Annotated in this window: 13 protein-coding genes; 10 read left to right on the top strand and 3 right to left on the bottom strand. The window is 66.0% G+C overall.

Features of this window, described 5'->3' with window-relative positions:
* Positions 1-15 precede the first annotated feature (15 nt).
* From clpA to ACO6D5_RS02945, 10 genes are all read left to right on the top strand, one after another.
* The gene (gene clpA, locus ACO6D5_RS02990) at positions 16-2,328 is read left to right on the top strand and encodes an ATP-dependent Clp protease ATP-binding subunit ClpA (protein WP_006227890.1); all 2,313 of its coding nucleotides are present in this window, start codon (positions 16-18) and stop codon (positions 2,326-2,328) included.
* Positions 2,328-3,677: a paraquat-inducible protein A gene (locus ACO6D5_RS02985; RefSeq protein WP_315844982.1), complete on the top strand. Its 1,350-nt coding sequence runs from the start codon at positions 2,328-2,330 to the stop codon at positions 3,675-3,677. The genes clpA and ACO6D5_RS02985 overlap by 1 nt, the downstream gene beginning before the upstream one ends.
* Before the next feature lie 43 nt (positions 3,678-3,720).
* Positions 3,721-5,391: a PqiB family protein gene (locus ACO6D5_RS02980; protein WP_315844983.1), complete on the top strand. Its 1,671-nt coding sequence runs from the start codon at positions 3,721-3,723 to the stop codon at positions 5,389-5,391.
* A 5-nt stretch (positions 5,392-5,396) separates the two neighbouring features.
* Entirely contained in the window at positions 5,397-6,041 is a 645-nt protein-coding gene (locus ACO6D5_RS02975) for a PqiC family protein (RefSeq protein WP_485824548.1), read from the top strand.
* Between the two features lie 144 nt (positions 6,042-6,185).
* Positions 6,186-10,007 carry a trifunctional transcriptional regulator/proline dehydrogenase/L-glutamate gamma-semialdehyde dehydrogenase gene (gene putA, locus ACO6D5_RS02970; protein WP_315844984.1) on the top strand — a complete coding sequence of 1,274 codons (3,822 nt, stop codon included), beginning with the start codon at positions 6,186-6,188 and terminating at the stop codon, positions 10,005-10,007.
* A gap of 263 nt (positions 10,008-10,270) precedes the next feature.
* A complete protein-coding gene (locus ACO6D5_RS02965) occupies positions 10,271-11,416 on the top strand; it encodes an ABC transporter substrate-binding protein (RefSeq protein WP_315844985.1) in 1,146 nt (381 codons plus the stop codon).
* 156 nt (positions 11,417-11,572) lie between these two features.
* Positions 11,573-12,502: a branched-chain amino acid ABC transporter permease gene (locus ACO6D5_RS02960; protein ID WP_006227896.1), complete on the top strand. Its 930-nt coding sequence runs from the start codon at positions 11,573-11,575 to the stop codon at positions 12,500-12,502.
* Positions 12,499-13,587, top strand: a complete 1,089-nt coding sequence (locus tag ACO6D5_RS02955) for an ABC transporter permease subunit (protein ID WP_315844986.1) — start codon at positions 12,499-12,501, stop codon at positions 13,585-13,587. Before ACO6D5_RS02960 ends, ACO6D5_RS02955 begins: the two co-directional genes overlap by 4 nt.
* The gene (locus ACO6D5_RS02950; protein WP_485824547.1) at positions 13,584-14,387 is read left to right on the top strand and encodes an ABC transporter ATP-binding protein; all 804 of its coding nucleotides are present in this window, start codon (positions 13,584-13,586) and stop codon (positions 14,385-14,387) included. Before ACO6D5_RS02955 ends, ACO6D5_RS02950 begins: the two co-directional genes overlap by 4 nt.
* Positions 14,384-15,112 (top strand): ATP-binding cassette domain-containing protein, encoded by a 729-nt coding sequence (locus tag ACO6D5_RS02945; RefSeq protein ID WP_315844988.1) that lies wholly within the window; start codon positions 14,384-14,386, stop codon positions 15,110-15,112. Before ACO6D5_RS02950 ends, ACO6D5_RS02945 begins: the two co-directional genes overlap by 4 nt.
* A 328-nt stretch (positions 15,113-15,440) precedes the next feature.
* Here the strand turns inward: ACO6D5_RS02945 and ACO6D5_RS02940 are convergent, their stop codons facing one another.
* The 3 genes from ACO6D5_RS02940 to ACO6D5_RS02930 are packed head-to-tail and all read right to left on the bottom strand — an operon-like array spanning position 15,441 to position 18,575.
* Complete coding sequence (locus tag ACO6D5_RS02940; RefSeq protein ID WP_315846655.1) at positions 15,441-16,712, bottom strand: CoA transferase; 1,272 nt, start codon at positions 16,710-16,712, stop codon at positions 15,441-15,443.
* Between the two features lie 21 nt (positions 16,713-16,733).
* Positions 16,734-17,534: an enoyl-CoA hydratase/isomerase family protein gene (locus ACO6D5_RS02935; protein WP_485824546.1), complete on the bottom strand. Its 801-nt coding sequence runs from the start codon at positions 17,532-17,534 to the stop codon at positions 16,734-16,736.
* Between the two features lie 45 nt (positions 17,535-17,579).
* Entirely contained in the window at positions 17,580-18,575 is a 996-nt protein-coding gene (locus ACO6D5_RS02930; protein ID WP_485824545.1) for a tripartite tricarboxylate transporter substrate binding protein, read from the bottom strand.
* Positions 18,576-18,665 lie beyond the last annotated feature (90 nt).

Below are 18,665 nucleotides of genomic sequence, written 5' to 3'. Positions count from 1 at the left end.
CAATACGGAGGAAGCGTGATTTCTCAAGAGCTTGAAGTCAGCCTGCATATGGCTTTCGTCGAGGCCCGTTCGGCCCGGCACGAATTTATTACCGTCGAGCACCTGCTGTTGGCACTGCTCGATAACGCTTCGGCAGTCGAGGTCCTTCGCGCTTGCGCGGCGAACCTGGACGACTTGCGCCGCAACCTGCGCCAGTTCGTCTCGGAGAACACGCCCGTGATCCCCAGCGGCGCCGAGGTCGACACGCAGCCGACGCTGGGCTTCCAGCGCGTGATCCAGCGCGCGATCATGCATGTTTCCGCAGGCGGCACCGGCAAGAAGCCGGTCACCGGCGCGAACGTGCTGGTGGCCATTTTCGGCGAAAAGGATTCCCATGCTGTGTACTACCTGCAACAGCAGGGCGTGACACGGCTGGATGTGGTCAATTTCCTGTCGCATGGCATTACCAAACAGCCCCAGGTGGAGTCCGCCGCCGTGCAGAAAGAGCAGCAGACCAATGGTGAAGAGCAGGGCGAATCGCGTCAGTCGCCGCTGGACCAGTACGCCACCGACCTGAACGCCGCCGCGCTGGCGGGCCGCATCGATCCCCTGATCGGACGCGAGCACGAAGTCGAGCGCGTGATCCAGGTGTTGTGCCGCCGCCGCAAGAACAACCCGCTGCTGGTCGGCGAGGCCGGCGTGGGCAAGACCGCCATCGCCGAAGGCCTGGCCTGGCGCATCACGCGCGGCGAAGTGCCGGAAATCCTGCAGGCCGCCCAGGTCTTTTCGCTGGACATGGGCGCGCTGCTGGCTGGTACCAAGTACCGCGGCGATTTCGAACAGCGTCTGAAAGGCGTGCTCAAGCAGATCCGCGGCAACCCCGACGCGATCCTGTTCATCGATGAAATCCATACGCTGATCGGCGCCGGTTCGGCCTCGGGCGGCACGCTGGACGCCTCCAACCTGCTCAAGCCCGCCTTGTCTTCCGGGCAGCTCAAGTGCATTGGCGCCACCACGTATACGGAATATCGCGGCGTGTTCGAAAAGGACCACGCGTTGTCGCGCCGGTTCCAGAAGATCGACGTGCCCGAACCCAGCGTCGAGCAGACCGTGCAGATCCTGCGCGGGCTGAAGAGCCGCTTCGAAGAGCACCACAGCGTGCGCTATTCGGCTGCCGCCCTGTCGGCCGCCGCGGAGCTGTCCGCGCGCTTCATCAATGACCGTCATCTGCCCGACAAGGCCATCGACGTGATCGACGAGGCCGGCGCCGCTCAGCGCCTGCTGCCGCGCTCGCGCCAGAAGAAGGTGATCGGCAAGGTGGACATCGAGAACATCGTCTCCAAGATCGCCCGTATTCCGCCGCAGTCCGTCTCCAACGACGACCGCAGCAAGCTGGCCACGCTGGACCGCGACCTGAAGACGGTCGTGTTCGGTCAGGACGGCGCGATCGATGCGCTGGCCGCCGCCATCAAGATGGCGCGGTCGGGCCTGGGCAAGCCGGAAAAGCCGATCGGCGCCTTCCTGCTGTCGGGTCCCACGGGCGTGGGCAAGACCGAAGTGGCCCGCCAACTGGCGTTCACGCTGGGTGTCGAGCTGCTGCGTTTCGACATGTCGGAATACATGGAACGCCACGCGGTGTCGCGCCTGATCGGTGCGCCGCCGGGATACGTCGGGTTCGACCAGGGCGGCCTCTTGACCGAAGCCATCACGAAGCAGCCGCATTGCGTGCTGCTGCTGGATGAAATCGAAAAGGCGCACCCGGATGTGTTCAACATCCTGCTGCAGGTCATGGACCACGGCACGCTGACCGACAACAACGGCCGCAAGGCGGACTTCCGCAACGTCATCCTGATCATGACGACGAACGCGGGCGCCGAAACCTTGAACCGCCCGTCGATCGGGTTTGCCAATTCGCGGATGCTGGGCGACGAAATGGCGGAAATTCGCCGCATGTTCACGCCGGAATTCCGCAACCGCCTTGATGCGATCATTCCGTTTGCCGCGTTGGACCGCGAGGTCATCCTGCGCGTGGTGGACAAGTTCCTCATGCAACTGGAAGACCAGCTGCATGAGCGCCGCGTGGAAGCCGTGTTCACCACGAAACTGCGCGAACACCTTGCCAAGGAGGGGTTCGATCCGCTCATGGGCGCACGTCCCATGCAACGTCTCATCCAGGACACCATCCGCCGCGCGCTGGCCGACGAACTGCTGTTCGGCAAGCTGGTCGACGGGGGTTCGGTCACGGTCGACCTGGACGATGCGGGCAAGGTGACGCTGGACTTCGACGACAGCGGCAAGCCGCCTTCGTCGGATGCGCCGGACAAGCAGGAAGTCGAACTGATCGATTGATGACCGCGGACCGCCAGCCGCTGATCGAGTGCGAACATTGCGCAAGCGTTTATCGCCGACATCAGCTTGAACCTGGCGAGACCGCCAATTGCGCCCGCTGCGGAGCCATACTCTGGCGCTACAGCGGGCTTACTTTGTCCAATTGGCTGGCTCTCGCCATCTCTGCCCTGATCATCTTCGGGGTGGCCAACGCCTACCCGGTCGCTTCCATGTCCGTTCAGGGCATGGTGCAGCAGGCGTCGTTGCTGGACGCCATTTCCATCACCTGGCGCCAAGGCCATTGGGTGGTCGCCATCATGACCGGCCTGGCCGGTTTTGCGCTGCCGCTCCTGCAACTGACGGTGCTGCTCTGGGTGCTGGGCCCCTTGTCGCAAGGGCGCGAGCCCGCGGGATTCCGTGGCGCAATGCGTCTGCTGGGCGTGCTGCGGCCCTGGTGCATGGTGCCCGTGTTCCTGTTGGGCGTGCTGGTGGCAGTGGTGAAGCTGGCCGGCATGGCCGCGGTGTCGCCCGGCATCGGGCTGGGCGCCTTCGGCGTGCTGACCATTTTCCTGACGATGCTGGGGCGCCTGTCGCCGCATGTCCTGTGGCGTTTCGCGGAATCCACGGGCGTGGCGCCCGTGCACATCCCCGAAAGCGGCCCCGACACGGTGCTGGCTGGCTGCCACGTATGCGGACAGGTGCAGGCCCTGCCGCGCGACGCGGACCCGGAAGAAGAACACCATTGCGTGCGCTGCGAAGCCGTCGTGCATTACCGCAAGCCGGACCACCTGGCCCGCACCTGGGCGCTGCTGCTGGCGGCGGTGGTCTTCTACATTCCGGCCAACGTGCTGCCGGTCATGCAGGTCAGTTCCGTGCTGGGCGACAGCGCCCACACCATCCTGGGCGGCGTGGTCGAGCTCTGGCAGATGGGGTCCTGGGACATCGCGCTGATCGTCTTCATCGCCAGCGTGGCCGTGCCGCTGACCAAGCTGCTGGCGCTGATCCTGCTGTTGCTGACCGAGCAATGGCGCAGCACGACCAATCTGCGTCCCCGCACCCGCTTGTATCAAATGGTCGAGTTCATCGGCCAATGGTCGATGCTGGACGTTTTTGTCGTTATATTGCTGGCGGCGCTGGCTGATTTTCAGGGACTGATGGAAATCAGCGCCGGCGCGGGCGCGGCCGCCTTTGGCGTGGTGGTGATCCTGACCATGCTGGCGGCCATGAGCTTCGATCTGCGCCGCAGCTGGGATCTGGCAGGCGAAAGCGAGATCGATGTGCCGGAGGTCGAGGGCCGGGCCCGTCCGGCGCAAGCGCCGCAGCCTGGGCAGTCTCAAGTGGCGCCTGTAACAAGTAAAGAAGTGGGCTAGCGGCACCCGTGGTTCCCCGCTGAAGAAGAAAAAAGGAAATTTGATGTCCGACCAAGCTCCTGGATCCGGTGACGAAAAGAAGTACCAATCGCCGACCATCTCGCGCAAGCAAAAGAGCCGGATTTCTTGGATCTGGCTGGTGCCGATCGTGGCGGCGCTGATGGGCATATCGCTGGTCGTGCGCACGTGGATGCAGGCCGGCCCGGACATCTCCATTTCATTTAATACGGCCGACGGGCTGGAAGTGGGCAAGACGCAGCTGCGCTACAAGGACGTGAACATCGGCACGGTGAAGTCCATCGGCTTCAACAGCGACCGCAGCAAGGTGGTCGTGCAGGCCGAACTGGCCAAGGAAGTGGCGGACCTGGCGCGCGAAGGCACCAATTTCTGGGTAGTCCGGCCGCGCCTGGACGTCAGCGGGGTGTCGGGCCTGGGCACGTTGTTGTCGGGCGCCTACATCGGCGTGGATGCGGTCGAAGGCAAGAACGGATCCAGCAGCAAGGCCACCAAGTTCAGTTTCGAAGGGCTGGAGATCCCGCCGGCGGTCACGCATGACCGCGCCGGCAAGCGCTTCATGCTCAAGGCGTCCGACCTCGGGTCGCTGGATATCGGCTCGCCGGTCTACTTCCGCCGCATCAACGTGGGCCGCGTGATCGGCTATGCGCTGGACAAGACGGGCGCCGCCGTGAACGTCGAAGTGTTCGTGGATGCGCCGAACGACAAGTTCGTGACCAACGGCACGCGATTCTGGAATGCCAGCGGCGTGGATTTCAGCGTGAACGCGGATGGCCTGAAGGTGCGCACGCAGTCGCTGGTGTCGATGGCCGTGGGTGGCGTGGCGTTCGAGCCGGTCCAGAGCGCGCGTGACGGCGCCTCGCCCGCGCCTGCCGATGCGCATTTCGACCTGTATCCCACCGAGTCGGCCGCCAAGGCCAACCCGGACGGCGAGGCCTTCCCGATCCGCATGCGCTTTGATCAGTCGATCCGCGGCCTGGCAGTGGGCGCGCCGATCGATTTCAGCGGCATCACGCTGGGCAACGTCACGCAGATCAACCTGGACTTCGATCCGGTCTCCAAGCGCTTCTATTCGCTGGTGGACGCGACGCTGTATCCGGAACGCCTGGGCCGCGTGTACGAAGAAGTGCGCGACCGGGCAGTGAAGGACGGCGACGTGGCCGGCAACCGCCTGCTGGGCGTGATGATCAAGCACGGCCTGCGCGCACAGTTGCGTACGTCCAACCTGCTGACGGGCCAGCTGTACGTGGTGCTGGATGATTTCCCGAATGCCAAGCCGGTGGATTTCAAGCCGTCCGATCCGGCGATCATCCCGACGATCCCCGGCAATCTGGATCAGTTGCAGCAGCAGGTCAGCAATATCGTCGCCAAGATCGAGAAGATTCCGTTCGACAAGATCGGCGAAGACTTGCGGACGACGCTGGCCAGCACGTCCAAGCTGATGAACCGCCTGGACAAGCAGGTGGCGCCGGAAGCGCAGAGCATGCTGAAGCAGGCCAAGGAATCCATGGCGAACATCAATGCGATGCTGGCCTCGGACGCGTCCCTGCCGGTCAACACTGAAAAGGCGATGCAAGAACTGGGCCGCGCGGCGCGTTCGCTGCGCGCGCTGGCCGACTTCCTGCAATCGAACCCCGAAGCCTTGCTGCGTGGCCGCGGCAACGATCCGATTCCCGGCGCAGGCCCTGTCAGGAACTGAAGAACATGACTATTTCCCCGATGCGTACCGTCCTGTCCTTGCTGGTTGCGGGCGCCGCCCTGGCGGGCTGCGGCTCGTCGCCACCGGTGCATTACTACACGCTGCAAGGGCCGGCGGCCCCGGCGCCTGCGGCGGCCGCGCCGGCGGCGTTCTTGATCGAGGTCCAGCCCGTCAGCCTGTCGACACAGGCAGATCAACCGCAGCTGATGGTGCGCACCGGCGACGGCAGCGTGTCGGCGTTGTATTCCGAGCGCTGGAGTTCGCCCCTGGGCGACGAACTGCGCGGCGCGCTGTCCGATGCGTTGAAGCGGGAGCTGGGCGCGCTGGATGTGCAGATGGTCAAGCCCGGGCCCGGCGCCGCAGTCTGGCGGGTGCAGACGGACGTGCAGCGCTTTGAGCTTGTCTCCGGCAGCATGGCGCAGTTGGACGCCACCTGGCGCGTACGGCCGGTCAATACGCAGGGCACGGGGCTGATTTGCCGCAGCGTAGTCACGGAAAACGTCTCTGAGGCCGGGGTGCCCGCGTTGATCGCCGCCCAGCAGCGCGCCGTGGTCAGCCTGGCTGGCGCGATGGCCTCGGCCATGCGCGGACAGACCCCGACCGGCTCGGGTTCGGTGCAGATGCTGGGCTGCTCGGCCCTGAAGGACTGAGAAAGCCGCGTGATCTCAAGTGGTTAACCTAGGGTTAACCTTAATACAAACGCGGTTGCAACCTGTCTAGCATACGGTCCTACCCATGCTGGATTCCGTTCGGATCCAGTATTACCTTTGCCATGCGACAGGAAGCAATCTCTTATGGCCAGCACGACCCTTGGCGTCAAAGTCGATGACGCACTACGCGACCGCCTGAAGGCAGCCGCGCACAAGCTCAATTGCACGCCGCACTGGCTGCACAAGCAGGCAATCCTTGCCTACCTGGACAAGATCGAGCGCGGCCATCTGCCGGCCGAAATGTCGCACCTGGGCATTGATGCGGGCACCGAAGACGACGCAGGCGACAGCCAGTCGGCGCCCACGCCGCCGTTCTACGAGTTTGGCCAGGATGTGCAGCCGCAGTCCGTGCTGCGCGCGGCGATCACCGCCGCGTACCGCCGGCCCGAGCCGGAGTGCGTGCCGCTGCTGCTGGGCCAGGCCCGCATGCCGAACCTGGAAAAGGTGCATGCGATGGCATCCGACCTCGTCAAGAAGCTGCGCGGCAAGCGCACCGGCGGTGGCGTCGAGGGGCTGATCCAGGAATTTTCGCTGTCCAGCCAGGAAGGCGTGGCGCTGATGTGCCTGGCCGAAGCGCTGCTGCGCATTCCCGACCGCGCCACGCGCGACGCGCTGATCCGCGACAAGGTCGCTCGCGGCGACTGGAAGTCCCACATGGGCGGTTCCCAATCGCTGTTCGTCAACGCCGCGACCTGGGGCTTGATGATCACCGGCAAGCTGGTGGCCGTCAGCAGCGAGCAATCGCTGTCCAAGGCGCTGACCCGCCTGATCGGCAAGGGTGGCGAACCGCTGGTGCGCAAGGGCGTGAACATGGCCATGCGCATGATGGGCGAGCAGTTCGTGTCGGGCCAGACCATTTCCGAAGCGCTGGCCAACAACCGCAAGATGGAAGCGCGCGGGTTCCGCTATTCCTACGACATGCTGGGCGAAGCCGCGACCACGGCGGAAGACGCTGAACGCTACTACGCTTCGTACGAGCAGGCCATCCACGCCATCGGCAAGGCCGCGGCCGGCCGCGGCATCTATGAAGGCCCGGGCATCTCGATCAAGCTGTCCGCGCTGCACCCGCGCTATTCGCGCAGCCAGCGCGAACGCGTCATCGCGGAACTGCTGCCGCGCGTGAAAGCGCTGACGGCGCTGGCCCGCAGCTACGACATCGGCCTGAACATCGACGCCGAAGAAGCCGACCGCCTGGAAATCTCGCTGGACTTGCTGGAGGCGCTCTGTTTCGCGCCCGAGCTCGACGGCTGGAACGGCATCGGTTTCGTCATCCAGGCGTATCAGAAACGCGCGCCGTTCGTGATCGACTACGTGATCGACCTGGCCCGCCGCAGCCGCCATCGTGTGATGGTGCGTCTGGTGAAGGGCGCCTACTGGGACAGCGAAATCAAGCGCGCCCAGGTGGACGGCCTGGAAGGCTATCCCGTCTACACCCGCAAGCTGTATACCGACGTGGCCTACCTGGCGTGCGCCCGCAAGTTGCTGGGCGCGCCCGAAGCCGTGTACCCGCAGTTCGCCACGCACAACGCCTATACGCTGGCGGCCATCTACCAATTGGCCGGCCAGAACTACTACCCCGGCCAATACGAGTTCCAGTGCCTGCACGGCATGGGCGAACCTTTGTATGACGAAGTGGTGGGCCCGCTGGCCCAAGGCAAGCTGAACCGTCCGTGCCGCATCTATGCGCCGGTCGGCACGCACGAAACGCTGCTGGCCTACCTGGTGCGCCGCCTGCTGGAAAACGGCGCCAATACCTCGTTCGTGAACCTGATCGGCGATGACAGCATTCCGGTTGAAACGCTGGTGGCCGATCCGGTGGAAGCTGCCTCGCGTATCGTGCCGCTGGGGGCGCCGCACGAGAAAATCGCGCTGCCGCGCGAGCTCTATGGCAATCCGCAGCAGGGCGCCCGCGCCAACTCGGCGGGCCTGGACCTGACCAATGAACACCGCCTGGGTTCGCTTTCTGCCGCGTTGCTGGCCAGCGCCGGCACGTTGTGGCGCGCGGGTCCGATGCTGGGCGAGGGCGACCAGGCCTGGGATGCGGCGCGCGCCATCGAAGTGCGCAACCCCGCCAACCTGCGCGATACCGTGGGCCATGTGATCGAAGCGCAAGCCGACGAGGCCGACACCGCACTGCGCGCGGCCGCCAACGCGGCCCCCATCTGGCAGTCGACGCCGGTGGCGGAACGGGCGCAGTGCCTGCGCCGCGCGGCGCAATTGCTGGAAGAGCAGATGCAGACCCTCCTGGGCCTGATCGTGCGCGAAGCCGGCAAGTCGCTGCCCAACGCGATCGCCGAAGTGCGCGAGGCCGTGGATTTCCTGCGCTACTACGCCGACCAGGCCGAACAGGAATTCAGCAACGACACGCACCGCCCGCTGGGCACCGTGCTGTGCATCAGCCCCTGGAACTTCCCGCTGGCCATCTTCACGGGTCAGGTCGCGGCCGCCCTGGCCGCTGGCAATACCGTGGTGGCCAAGCCTGCGGAGCAGACGCCGTTGATCGCCGCGCAAGCGGTGGCCATCCTGCGCGCGGCCGGCGTGCCTGCCGGCGCCGTGCAGCTGCTGCCGGGCCGCGGCGAGACCGTGGGCGCCCAACTGGTGGCCAGCCCCGCCGTGCGCGGCGTGATGTTCACCGGGTCGACCGATGTGGCGCGCATCATTGCGCGCACGCTGGCCGACCGCCTGGACGACAACGGCCACACCATTCCGCTGATCGCCGAGACCGGCGGCCAGAACGCGATGGTGGTGGATTCGTCGGCGCTGTCCGAGCAGGTGGTGTTCGACGTGCTGAGTTCGGCTTTCGACTCGGCCGGCCAGCGCTGCTCGGCGCTGCGCGTGCTGTGCGTGCAGGAAGACAACGCCGACCACGTGCTGACGATGCTGCGCGGCGCCATGCGCGAGCTGAGCGTGGGCAATCCGGACCGCTTGTCTGTGGACGTGGGACCGGTCATCGATACCGAAGCGCGCAACGGCATCCAGCGGCACATCGAAACGATGCGCACCGCGGGCCACCGCGTGGACCAGGTCGAACTGAACGGCGAATGCCGCCATGGCACCTTCGTCGCCCCCACCATCATCGAAATCGACCACATCAGCGAACTGACGCGCGAAGTGTTCGGCCCGGTGCTGCACGTGGTGCGCTACAAGCGCGATGAACTGGACGCCTTGCTGGACGCCATCAACGGCACCGGCTACGGCCTGACGTTCGGCGTGCATACCCGCATCGACGAAACGATCGCGCACGTGACGGGGCAGGTCCACGCCGGCAACGTCTACGTCAACCGCAACATCGTGGGCGCGGTCGTGGGCGTGCAGCCCTTTGGCGGCGAATGCCTGTCGGGCACCGGCCCCAAGGCGGGCGGCCCGCTGTACATGTACCGCCTGCTGGGCACGCGTCCCGCGGGCTTGCCGCCGGCGCTGGACGCCGCGGCGCCGCTGCCGCAGCGCATGGCCTTGCCCGGCCCCACGGGCGAGACCAACACCTATATGGTCGAGCCGCGTGGCGCCGTCTACTGCGTGGCGGCTACCGAGGCCGGCGCACGGGCGCAATGGTCGGTGGCCCGCTTGACCGGCAACCATGCCTGGTTTGCGGACACGCCGGCCGCGCAGGCGCTGCTGGCCACGCTGGATGCCGAGCAGCAAGGGCAGGCGGGCATCCTGGCCGACGACGAGGTCGACCAGGCGGATTACCAGGCCGTGCTGTTCGAGGGCGATGGCGACGCCCTGCAAGCGCTGAACCAGCGCATTGCGCAGCGTCCGGGCGCGATCCTGTCGGTCCATGGCCTGACGTCCGACGCCTTGGCGGCCGGCGCGGGCTACGTGCCGGAACGCCTGCTGACCGAGCGCTCCATCAGCGTCAATACGGCCGCGGCAGGGGGCAACGCCAGCCTCATGACGATCGGTTGAAAGTGACTGGGCGGTAACCCCCGGAGCCCTGAGGTTATCGTCGAGTAACTGAGGGTTATCTCCAATATCGGGCAAGGTTGCACTGGAAGCAAAATCCGGTCGCACCTCAAGTCCGGATGTCGCAACCCGGCATCCGGACTTTGCAGAAAATGCATGCGCAGCACCTGGCCACCGCCGGGGCTGCGGTAGTAAAAGAAACCAAAAGCCTGGCTAAAAGCTCAGGTATAACAAGGCAATAAGTCCGACACCCCGGAGGATTCCCCATGAAGTTCCGCACCACTTTGAAGCTTCTCGCCGCCAGCATCGCCGCCGTTGGCATGACGGCCGCCGCGCACGCCGCCGACATCAAGCTCGGCTTTGCCGCGCCGTTGACCGGTCCGCAGTCGCACTACGGCGAAGACATGCAGAACGGCCTGAACCTGGCCCTGGAAGAAGCGAACAAGAAGGGCATCAAGGTCGATGGCCAGCCGGCCAAGTTCGTGCTGGTGTCGCGTGATGACCAGGCCGACCCGCGTGTGGGCGTCCAGGTGGCGCAACAGCTGGTCGACCAGGACGTCGTGGGCATCCTGGGCCACTTCAACTCCGGCACGACGATTCCCGCGTCGCGCGTCTACCACGAGGCCGGTCTGCCCCAGATCGCCATGGCGACGTCGCCCGAATACACCAAGCAGGGCTACGAAACCACGTTCCGCATGATGACCAGCGACACCCAGCAGGGCGCCGCGGTCGGCAAGTTCATGGTGCAGAACCTGAAGGCCAAGAAGGTCGCGATCATCGATGACCGCACCGCCTACGGCCAGGGCTTGGCCGACGAAGTCGAAAAGGCCGTCAAGGCCGCCGGTGGCGAAGTGGTCCGCCGCGAATACACGACGGACAAAGCCAACGACTTCACGGCCATCCTGACCAACATCAAGGGTTCGGCGCCTGACGCGATCTTCTACGGCGGCCTGGACGCGCAATCCGGCCCGATGAAGCGCCAGTTGGCCACGCTGGGCCTGAAGGCGCCGCTGGTGTCGGGCGAGATGACCCGCAGCGACACGTTCATCAAGCTGGCCGGCGACGCCGCTGACGGCACCTTCGCCTCGCTTGCCGGCGTGCCGCTGGACAAGATGGTCGCGGGCAAGGACTTCGAACAGCGCTACCAGGCGCGCTTCAAGAAGGCCCCCGGCGTGTATGCGCCTTACGCCTACGACGGCGCATGGAACATGATCACCGCCATCGAGCAGGCAGGATCGGCCAAGCCCGAGAAGTACCTGCCGGTGCTGGCCAAGATGGACCGCAAGGGCGCCACCAGCGAGCATATTTCCTACGACGCGAAGGGCGATCTGAAGGAAATCTCGGTCACCATCTACGAAGTCAAGAACGGCAAGTGGGAGATGGTTGAAACGATGGTCAGCCAGGCCAACTAAGGCGGGTTGAACCAGGCGGACCCCGGCCGCGCCGGCGTCCGCCCACCTTGTCCGCACTCGCCGCCCGGCGTGTGCGGCGCGCACCCCGCGCCCGGCCCGTAACGGCTCCGGCTGCGCGTCCCGCGCGACTTTTCCAGGCTTATTTCCGCGGCCCCTATGGATATCTTCATTCAACAACTGATTAACGGCGTCACGCTAGGCAGCGTGTACGCCCTGGTCGCCCTTGGCTACACCATGGTGTACGGCATCATCGGGCTGATCAACTTCGCGCATGGCGACGTCGTCATGATCGGCGCCATGGCGGCCACGACGATCGCCATTTCGCTGGTGGGCGGCGACCCCGGCGTGTCCGCCTTCGTGGTGCTGGGCGTGGGCTTGCTGGTGTCCGTGCCGCTGTGCATGGCGGTGGGCTGGACGGCAGAGCGGGTGGCCTATCGGCCGCTGCGCCGCGCGCCGCGCCTGGCGGCGCTGATCACGGCGATCGGCGTGTCCATCATCCTGCAGAACGTGGCAATGATGGGTTGGGGCCGCAATTACCTGAATTTCCCCCAGGTGCTGTCGCCGCACGTGTTCGAATTCGCCGGCGCCCGCATGAGCACGCTGCAGATCGCCATCGTGGTGATCGCGGCGCTGATCATGGGCGGCCTGCTGGCCGTGGTGCACAAGACCCGCCTGGGCACGGCGATGCGCGCCACCGCGCAGAACCGCGAAGTGGCGGGCCTGATGGGCGTGAACATCAATACGGTCATTTCGGCGGCGTTCCTGATCGGGTCGGCGCTGGCCGCCGTGGCGGGCATGATGGTCGCGACCTATTACGGCGTGTCCCAATACACGATGGGCTTCATGCTGGGCCTGAAGGCCTTCACGGCCGCCGTGCTGGGCGGTATCGGCAACATGGTGGGCGCCATGGCCGGCGGCTTGCTGCTGGGCATTATCGAATCGCTGGGCGCCGGCTATATCGGCGACCTCACCGGCGGCTTCCTCGGCAGCCATTACCAGGACGTGTTCGCGTTCTTCGTGCTGGTGCTGGTGTTGATCTTCCGTCCGTCCGGCTTGTTGGGCGAACGTGTGGGAGACCGCGCATGAGTTCCTCGTTGAAAGCGAGCGGGCTGTCGACCCGCAACCTGATCGGCATCGCGCTGATCGGCATCGTGCTGGCGGTGCTGCCCTTTGTGATCGGCATGGCCGGCCAGAGCTGGGTGCGCATCCTGAACTTCGCGTTGCTGTACGTGATGCTGTCGCTGGGCCTGAACATCGTGGTGGGCTTTGCCGGCCTGCTGGATCTGGGCTATATCGCGTTCTACGCGGTGGGCGCCTACACGTGGGCCTTGCTGGCGTCGCCGCACTTCGGGCTGCATCTGCCGTTCTGGGCGATCCTGCCGATCGCGCTGGCCGTGGCGTGCCTGTTCGGCGTGCTGCTGGGGGCCCCCACGCTGAAGTTGCGGGGGGATTACCTGGCCATCGTGACTTTGGGCTTCGGGGAAATCATCCGTATCTTCCTGAACAACCTGAACGCCCCCATCAACATCACGAACGGGCCGCAGGGCATCAATCGCATCGACACCTTCAAGGTGGGCGAATTCGCGTTCGGGCGGACGGAAAGCCTTTTCGGCATCCGCTTTACCGGGCCTGAGAAGTACTACTACCTGCTGCTGGCACTGACGCTCATCATCATCGTGGTGTGCGTGCGCCTGCAGAATTCGCGCATTGGCCGAGCGTGGGAAGCCATTCGTGAAGACGAGATCGCCGCCAAGGCGATGGGCATCAACACCCGCAACATCAAGCTGCTGGCGTTCGCGATGGGCGCCTCGTTCGGCGGCGTGGCGGGCGCGCTGTTCGCGTCGATGCAAGGCTTTGTCAGCCCCGAGAGCTTCTCGCTGATGGAATCGATCTCGATCCTGTGCATGGTGGTGCTGGGCGGCATGGGCCATATCCCGGGCGTGATCCTGGGCGCGCTGATCCTGGCCGCATTGCCGGAATTCCTGCGGGCGGTCGTCGAGCCGTTCCAGCATATGGTGTTCGGCGCCGTGATCCTGGACCCTGAAGGCATCCGCATGCTGCTGTTCGGCCTGGCGATGGTGTGCGTCATGCTGTTCCGTCCCGCGGGCCTGTGGCCGTCGGCGGTGCGCAAGCGTGAACTGGCCACCAAGGCGCAAGGAGGCGCGGCATGAGCAAACTGCTGCAAGCCCAGGGCCTGGGCAAACGCTTCGGCGGCCTGCAGGCCTTGTCGGACGTCAGTTTCGACATCGAGCAAGGCGAGATCTATGGCCTGATCGGCCCGAACGGCGCGGGCAAGACCACGCTGTTCAACGTGCTGACCGGCCTGTACATCCCGGAAGAGGGCAGCTGCACCTTCAATGGCGAATCCATGTCGGGCAAGAAGCCGCATGAAGTCGCCTTCGCAGGCCTGGCGCGCACCTTCCAGAACATCCGCCTGTTCGCGAACCTGTCGGCCATCGAGAACGTGATGATCGGGCGCCACATGCGCACCAAGGCGGGCGTGCTGGGCGCCGTGCTGCGCACGCGCAGCACGCGGGCCGAAGAGGCCGCCATCGAAGCGCGGGCGCAAGAGTTGCTGGACTACGTGGGCATCGGCCATCGCGCCAACGACGTCGCGCGTTCGCTGCCTTACGGCGACCAGCGCCGTCTTGAGATCGCGCGCGCCCTGGCGACGGATCCCAAGCTGCTGGCGCTGGATGAACCCGCCGCCGGCATGAACGCGTCGGAAACCGTGGTGCTGCGCAAGCTGGTCGAGAAGATCCGCGACGACGGCGTCACGGTGCTGCTGATCGAACACGACATGAAGCTGGTCATGGGGCTGTGCGACCGCGTGCTGGTGCTGGAGTACGGCAAGGTGCTGGCGATGGGCAAGCCCGCCCAGGTGCAACGCGATCCCAAGGTCATCGAAGCGTATCTGGGCGCCGGCGCGGCGCAGGACCCGCTGATTCACAAAGAGAACCCGGCAACATGACGGCATCCCAACCTTTATTGGAACTGCGCGGTCTGCAGGTCGCCTACGGCGGCATCCGCGCGGTGCGCGGGATCGACCTGCGCGTGGACGACGGCGAACTCGTGTGCCTGATCGGCGCCAACGGCGCCGGCAAGAGCACGACATTGCGCGCCATTTGCGGCCTGGTGCCGCTGGCGGGCGGTGAAGTCGTTTATGGCGGCCATTCGATCGGCGGTCAGAAGTCGCATGAACTGGTCCGCAAGGGCCTGGTCATGGTGCCGGAAGGCCGTGGCATCTTCGGCCAGCTGACCATCGAGGAAAACCTGGCGATGGGCGCGTACATCCGCCGCGATGCGGCGCAGGTCCGCCAGGACACCGACCGCGTCTTCACCCTGTTCCCGCGCCTGGCCGAACGCCGCAAGCAGGCGGCGGGCACCTTGTCCGGGGGCGAGCAGCAGATGGTGGCGATGGGCCGTGCGATGATCGCCCGCCCCAAGCTGCTGCTGCTGGACGAGCCGTCGATGGGCTTGGCGCCCCTGATGGTCGAGAAGGTCTTCGAGGTGGTGCGCACCATCGCCCGCGAAGGCGTCACGATCCTGCTGATCGAGCAGAACGCGCGCCTGGCGCTGGAGAACAGCCATCGCGGCTATGTGATGGAGTCGGGTGAGATCATCCTGTCCGGGCCCGCCGGCGACATGCTGCACGATCCCAAGGTGCGCGCGGCCTATCTGGGCGAGTCCGAGTAGGGCGCGGCTGATCTTGGGTGCGGGGCGGCAGGGCTTAGCGCTTGCGGATGTCAAGGTTCTTTAGCCGCCGAGGCTGCCCTGCGCCATTCCGATGCTCGCCCCGGTGGGGCTGCGCTTCGGATGGCTCCGGGGTCCTCGGCTGACGGCCGCCTCATGCGTTGGTTTGAGACCCCGTTCACGGGAAAATGCCGTGAGCCGGTGGCCGGGCGGAGGGATCCGAAGCGCAGCCCCACCGGGGCGAGCATCGGAATCCCGCAGTCCGGACGCCGGCGGCTCAAGAACCCTGCCTCACAAAACCGACCGCCAGCAATGCTGCCAAAACAAAGCGCTAAGCCGGCGCGCGTTCACGGTCGACGGCCATGACCACGCCGCCCTCGATCAGTGCGTCGATTTCCTGCTGGCCGTAGCCGAACTCCCCCAGGATCGCGACGGTGTCTTCGCCCAGCCTGGGCGCCGCGCGGTGGTATTGCGCGGGCGTGGCCGACAGCTTTACGGGCATGCCTACGGTGCGCACCTTGCCGGCCACCGGGTGATCCTGTTCCACCACCATGCCGCGCGCCAACGTCTGCGGATGCGACAGCGCCTGCGCGATCGAATGCACCGGGCCGGCGGGCACGCCGGCCTTGTCGAAAACGTCCAGCCATTCCTGCGCGCTGCGTGTCTCCAGGATGGCCGACATCTCCGCCACCAGTTCGTCGCGGTTATTCATGCGGTCGCGGTTGCGGGCGTAGCGGGGATCGTCCGCCCACTCTGGCTTGCCCAGTGCTTGCGCGATGCGCTGCCAGTTTTTCTCGTTCGCGCCGCCGATGATGATCCAGTCCGTGCCCGTGGGGAACGCCTGGTAGGGCGCGCTCAGCACATGCGCCGAACCTGTGGGGCCGGGAGAGACGCCGCTGCCGAAGTAGATCGCGGCGTGCCAGTACAGCTGTTGCAGGCTGGCTTCCAGCAGCGAGGTCTCGACGATCTGGCCTTCTCCGGTACGCAGCTTGTGCTGATAGGCGGCCAGCACGCCAAACGCCGCCAGCAGGCCCGCATTGATGTCCGCGACGGAGTTGCCGGTACGCAGCGGCGGGCCGCCGGGTTCGCCGGTAATGGCCATCAGGCCGGAGAAGCCCTGCGCCACCAGGTCGAAGCCGCCCTTGTCGGCGTAGGGCCCGGTGGTGCCGTATCCCGATACGGCGCAATAGATCAGGCCCGGGTTCTCCTGGCGCAGCGTGTCGTAGCCCAGCCCCAACTTTTCCATCGTGCCCTTGCGGAAGTTCTCGGTCACGACGTCGGCGTCGCGGATCATGCGCAGCAGGACCTTCTTGCCTTCGGGGTGCTTCAAGTCCAGGGCGATGGCGCGCTTGTTGCGGTTGAGCATGAGGTAGGGCGCCGAGATGCCGTTGATCTGCGGATCGCGATACTGCCGGGAGTCGTCGCCGCCATCGATCTTTTCGACCTTGATGACGTCGGCGCCCAGGTCGGCCAGCATCATGCCGCAGGTCGGGCCGGCCATGATCTGCGACAGTTCGATCACGCGCATGCCGGCCAGCGCGCCGGCGGGCGTATCGGAGGGGGAGGAGGGCGGGCGGCCGGGGCCGCGGATGTCGTTATGCATGCAGGTTTCCTTGATCCGCGTTCAGCGGCCGTTGAATTGCGGTTTGGCCTTGGCGAGGAAGGCGCGGTAGCCGGTACGGAAGTCCTCGGTGTCGAAGCAGTCGAAGGCTTCGTCGCGGTCGGCGTCGGTCAATGTCTTGCCCTGGACCAGGTTGCGCACGAATTTCTTGTGCCAGCGGGCGACTAGCGGCGCGCCGTCGGCGATGCGGCGCGCGGCGGCCTGGGCTTGCTCGGCGACTTGGCCGTCTGGCACGACGCGCGTGACTACGCCCAGGCGCAATGCTTCGGCGGCGTCGAAGATCGTTCCTTCCAGCAGGACTTGCAGCGCGGTGGTCGGCCCCACCAGGCGCACCAGCGGCGCCAGTTCCGAATACGACATCACCAGCCCCAGGTTCTTGATCGGGACGCCGAACCGCGAGCTTTCGCCGCAGATCCGCAGGTCAGCCAGGCTGGCGATCTCCAGCCCGCCGCCCACGCAGATGCCATGTATCTGCGCCACCACCGGGTGGCGGCAGCCGCCGATGGCCTCGATGGTGCGGCGCATGACGGCGCCGTATTCCACCGCCTGCCGCTTGTTGCTGCGCGCCGTTTCGAATTCGCTGATGTCGTTGCCGGGCGAGAACGCTTTTTCACCCGCGCCGCGCAGCAGCACGCAGCGCACGCTGTCGTCGCGGTCCAGTTGCAGGAAGATGTCGCCAAGCAGACGCCAGCCGTCGATGGTGAAGGCGTTGAGTTTGTCGGGCCGGTTCAGCACGACGGTCGCGATGTCGCCGTCGCGCTGCAGCAGGATGGGCGTGGAGTCGGTGGTAGAGGGGGCGCTCATGAGGTTCCTTTCATCTGGCGCGGGGGCGAGGACCCCCGCAGGGGATCACTGTTTGGTCAGGCCAAGGCTGGCGGTGAGCTTGCCGTACTTGGTCCATTCGTCGCGCACATAGGCGGCGAAGGCCGCGGGGGTCTGCGGCCCGCCGCCCAGGTCCATGCCCTGGTCGGCCAGCTTGGCCGCGATCTCGGGATCGGCCAGGGTCTGGGCCAGCGCCCGGTCCAGCTTGTCCATGATCGGACGCGGCAGTTGCGCCGGAGCCAGCACCGCATACCACTGCACGATGTCCAGGCCCTTGATGCCGGACTCCGCCAGGGTGGGCACGTCGGGCAGCCGCTTGCTGCGTTCGGCGCTGGTGACCGCCAGCGGGCGCAGCTTGCCGGCCTGGATCTGGTTGATGGCGCCGGGCAGTGTGTCGAAATTCATGTCCACGTTGCCGCCCAGCAGGTCGGTCATGGCCTGGCCGCTGCCCTTGTAAGGCACGTGCTCCATGGAAACGCCGGCGATCTGCGAGAAGCGCGCCGCGCTCAGATGTTGCGGGCTGCCCATGCCGGACGAGGCGTAGAGCAGCTGCTTGGGCTTGGCGCGAGCGTCATCCACCAGGTTCTGGACGGTGGCGTAGCGGTGCTTGGCCGGATTCACGACCAGCACATTGGGCACCGAGCCGATGTAGCGCACCGCGGTGAAATCCCGGATGGGATCGATGCTGGATTGCACGACATAGGGCGCGGCGACCGTGGACTGCATGTTCGCCAGCAGCAGCGTGTAGCCGTCGGGGTCCGCCTTTGCCACGTAGTCGGCGGCGATCAGGCCCGACGCGCCCGGCTTGTTCTCGACCACGATCTGCTGGCCAAGCAGGGTGGACAGGCGCGCGGACAGAATGCGCGCCGAGACGTCGGTGCCGCCGCCGGGCACAAAACCCACGACCAGCCGGATGGGGCGTTCTGGCCACTTCGCCGGGTCCTGCGCCAGGGCGGGGCTGGCGGCGGCCACGCTGACGGCCAACGCCAGCGCGCCCGTCCAGGCGCGAGCATGCTTGTTCATATGGAGTCTCCTTGGTGGATGGGACCTGCCCCGGTGTGGCTTGATTTATGATGGGGTCAGGTTGGTATTCCTTTGGTGTTTGGTATACCA

The organism is Achromobacter sp. (assembly GCF_057314935.1).
This window is presented reverse-complemented; position numbering and strand designations above follow the sequence as displayed.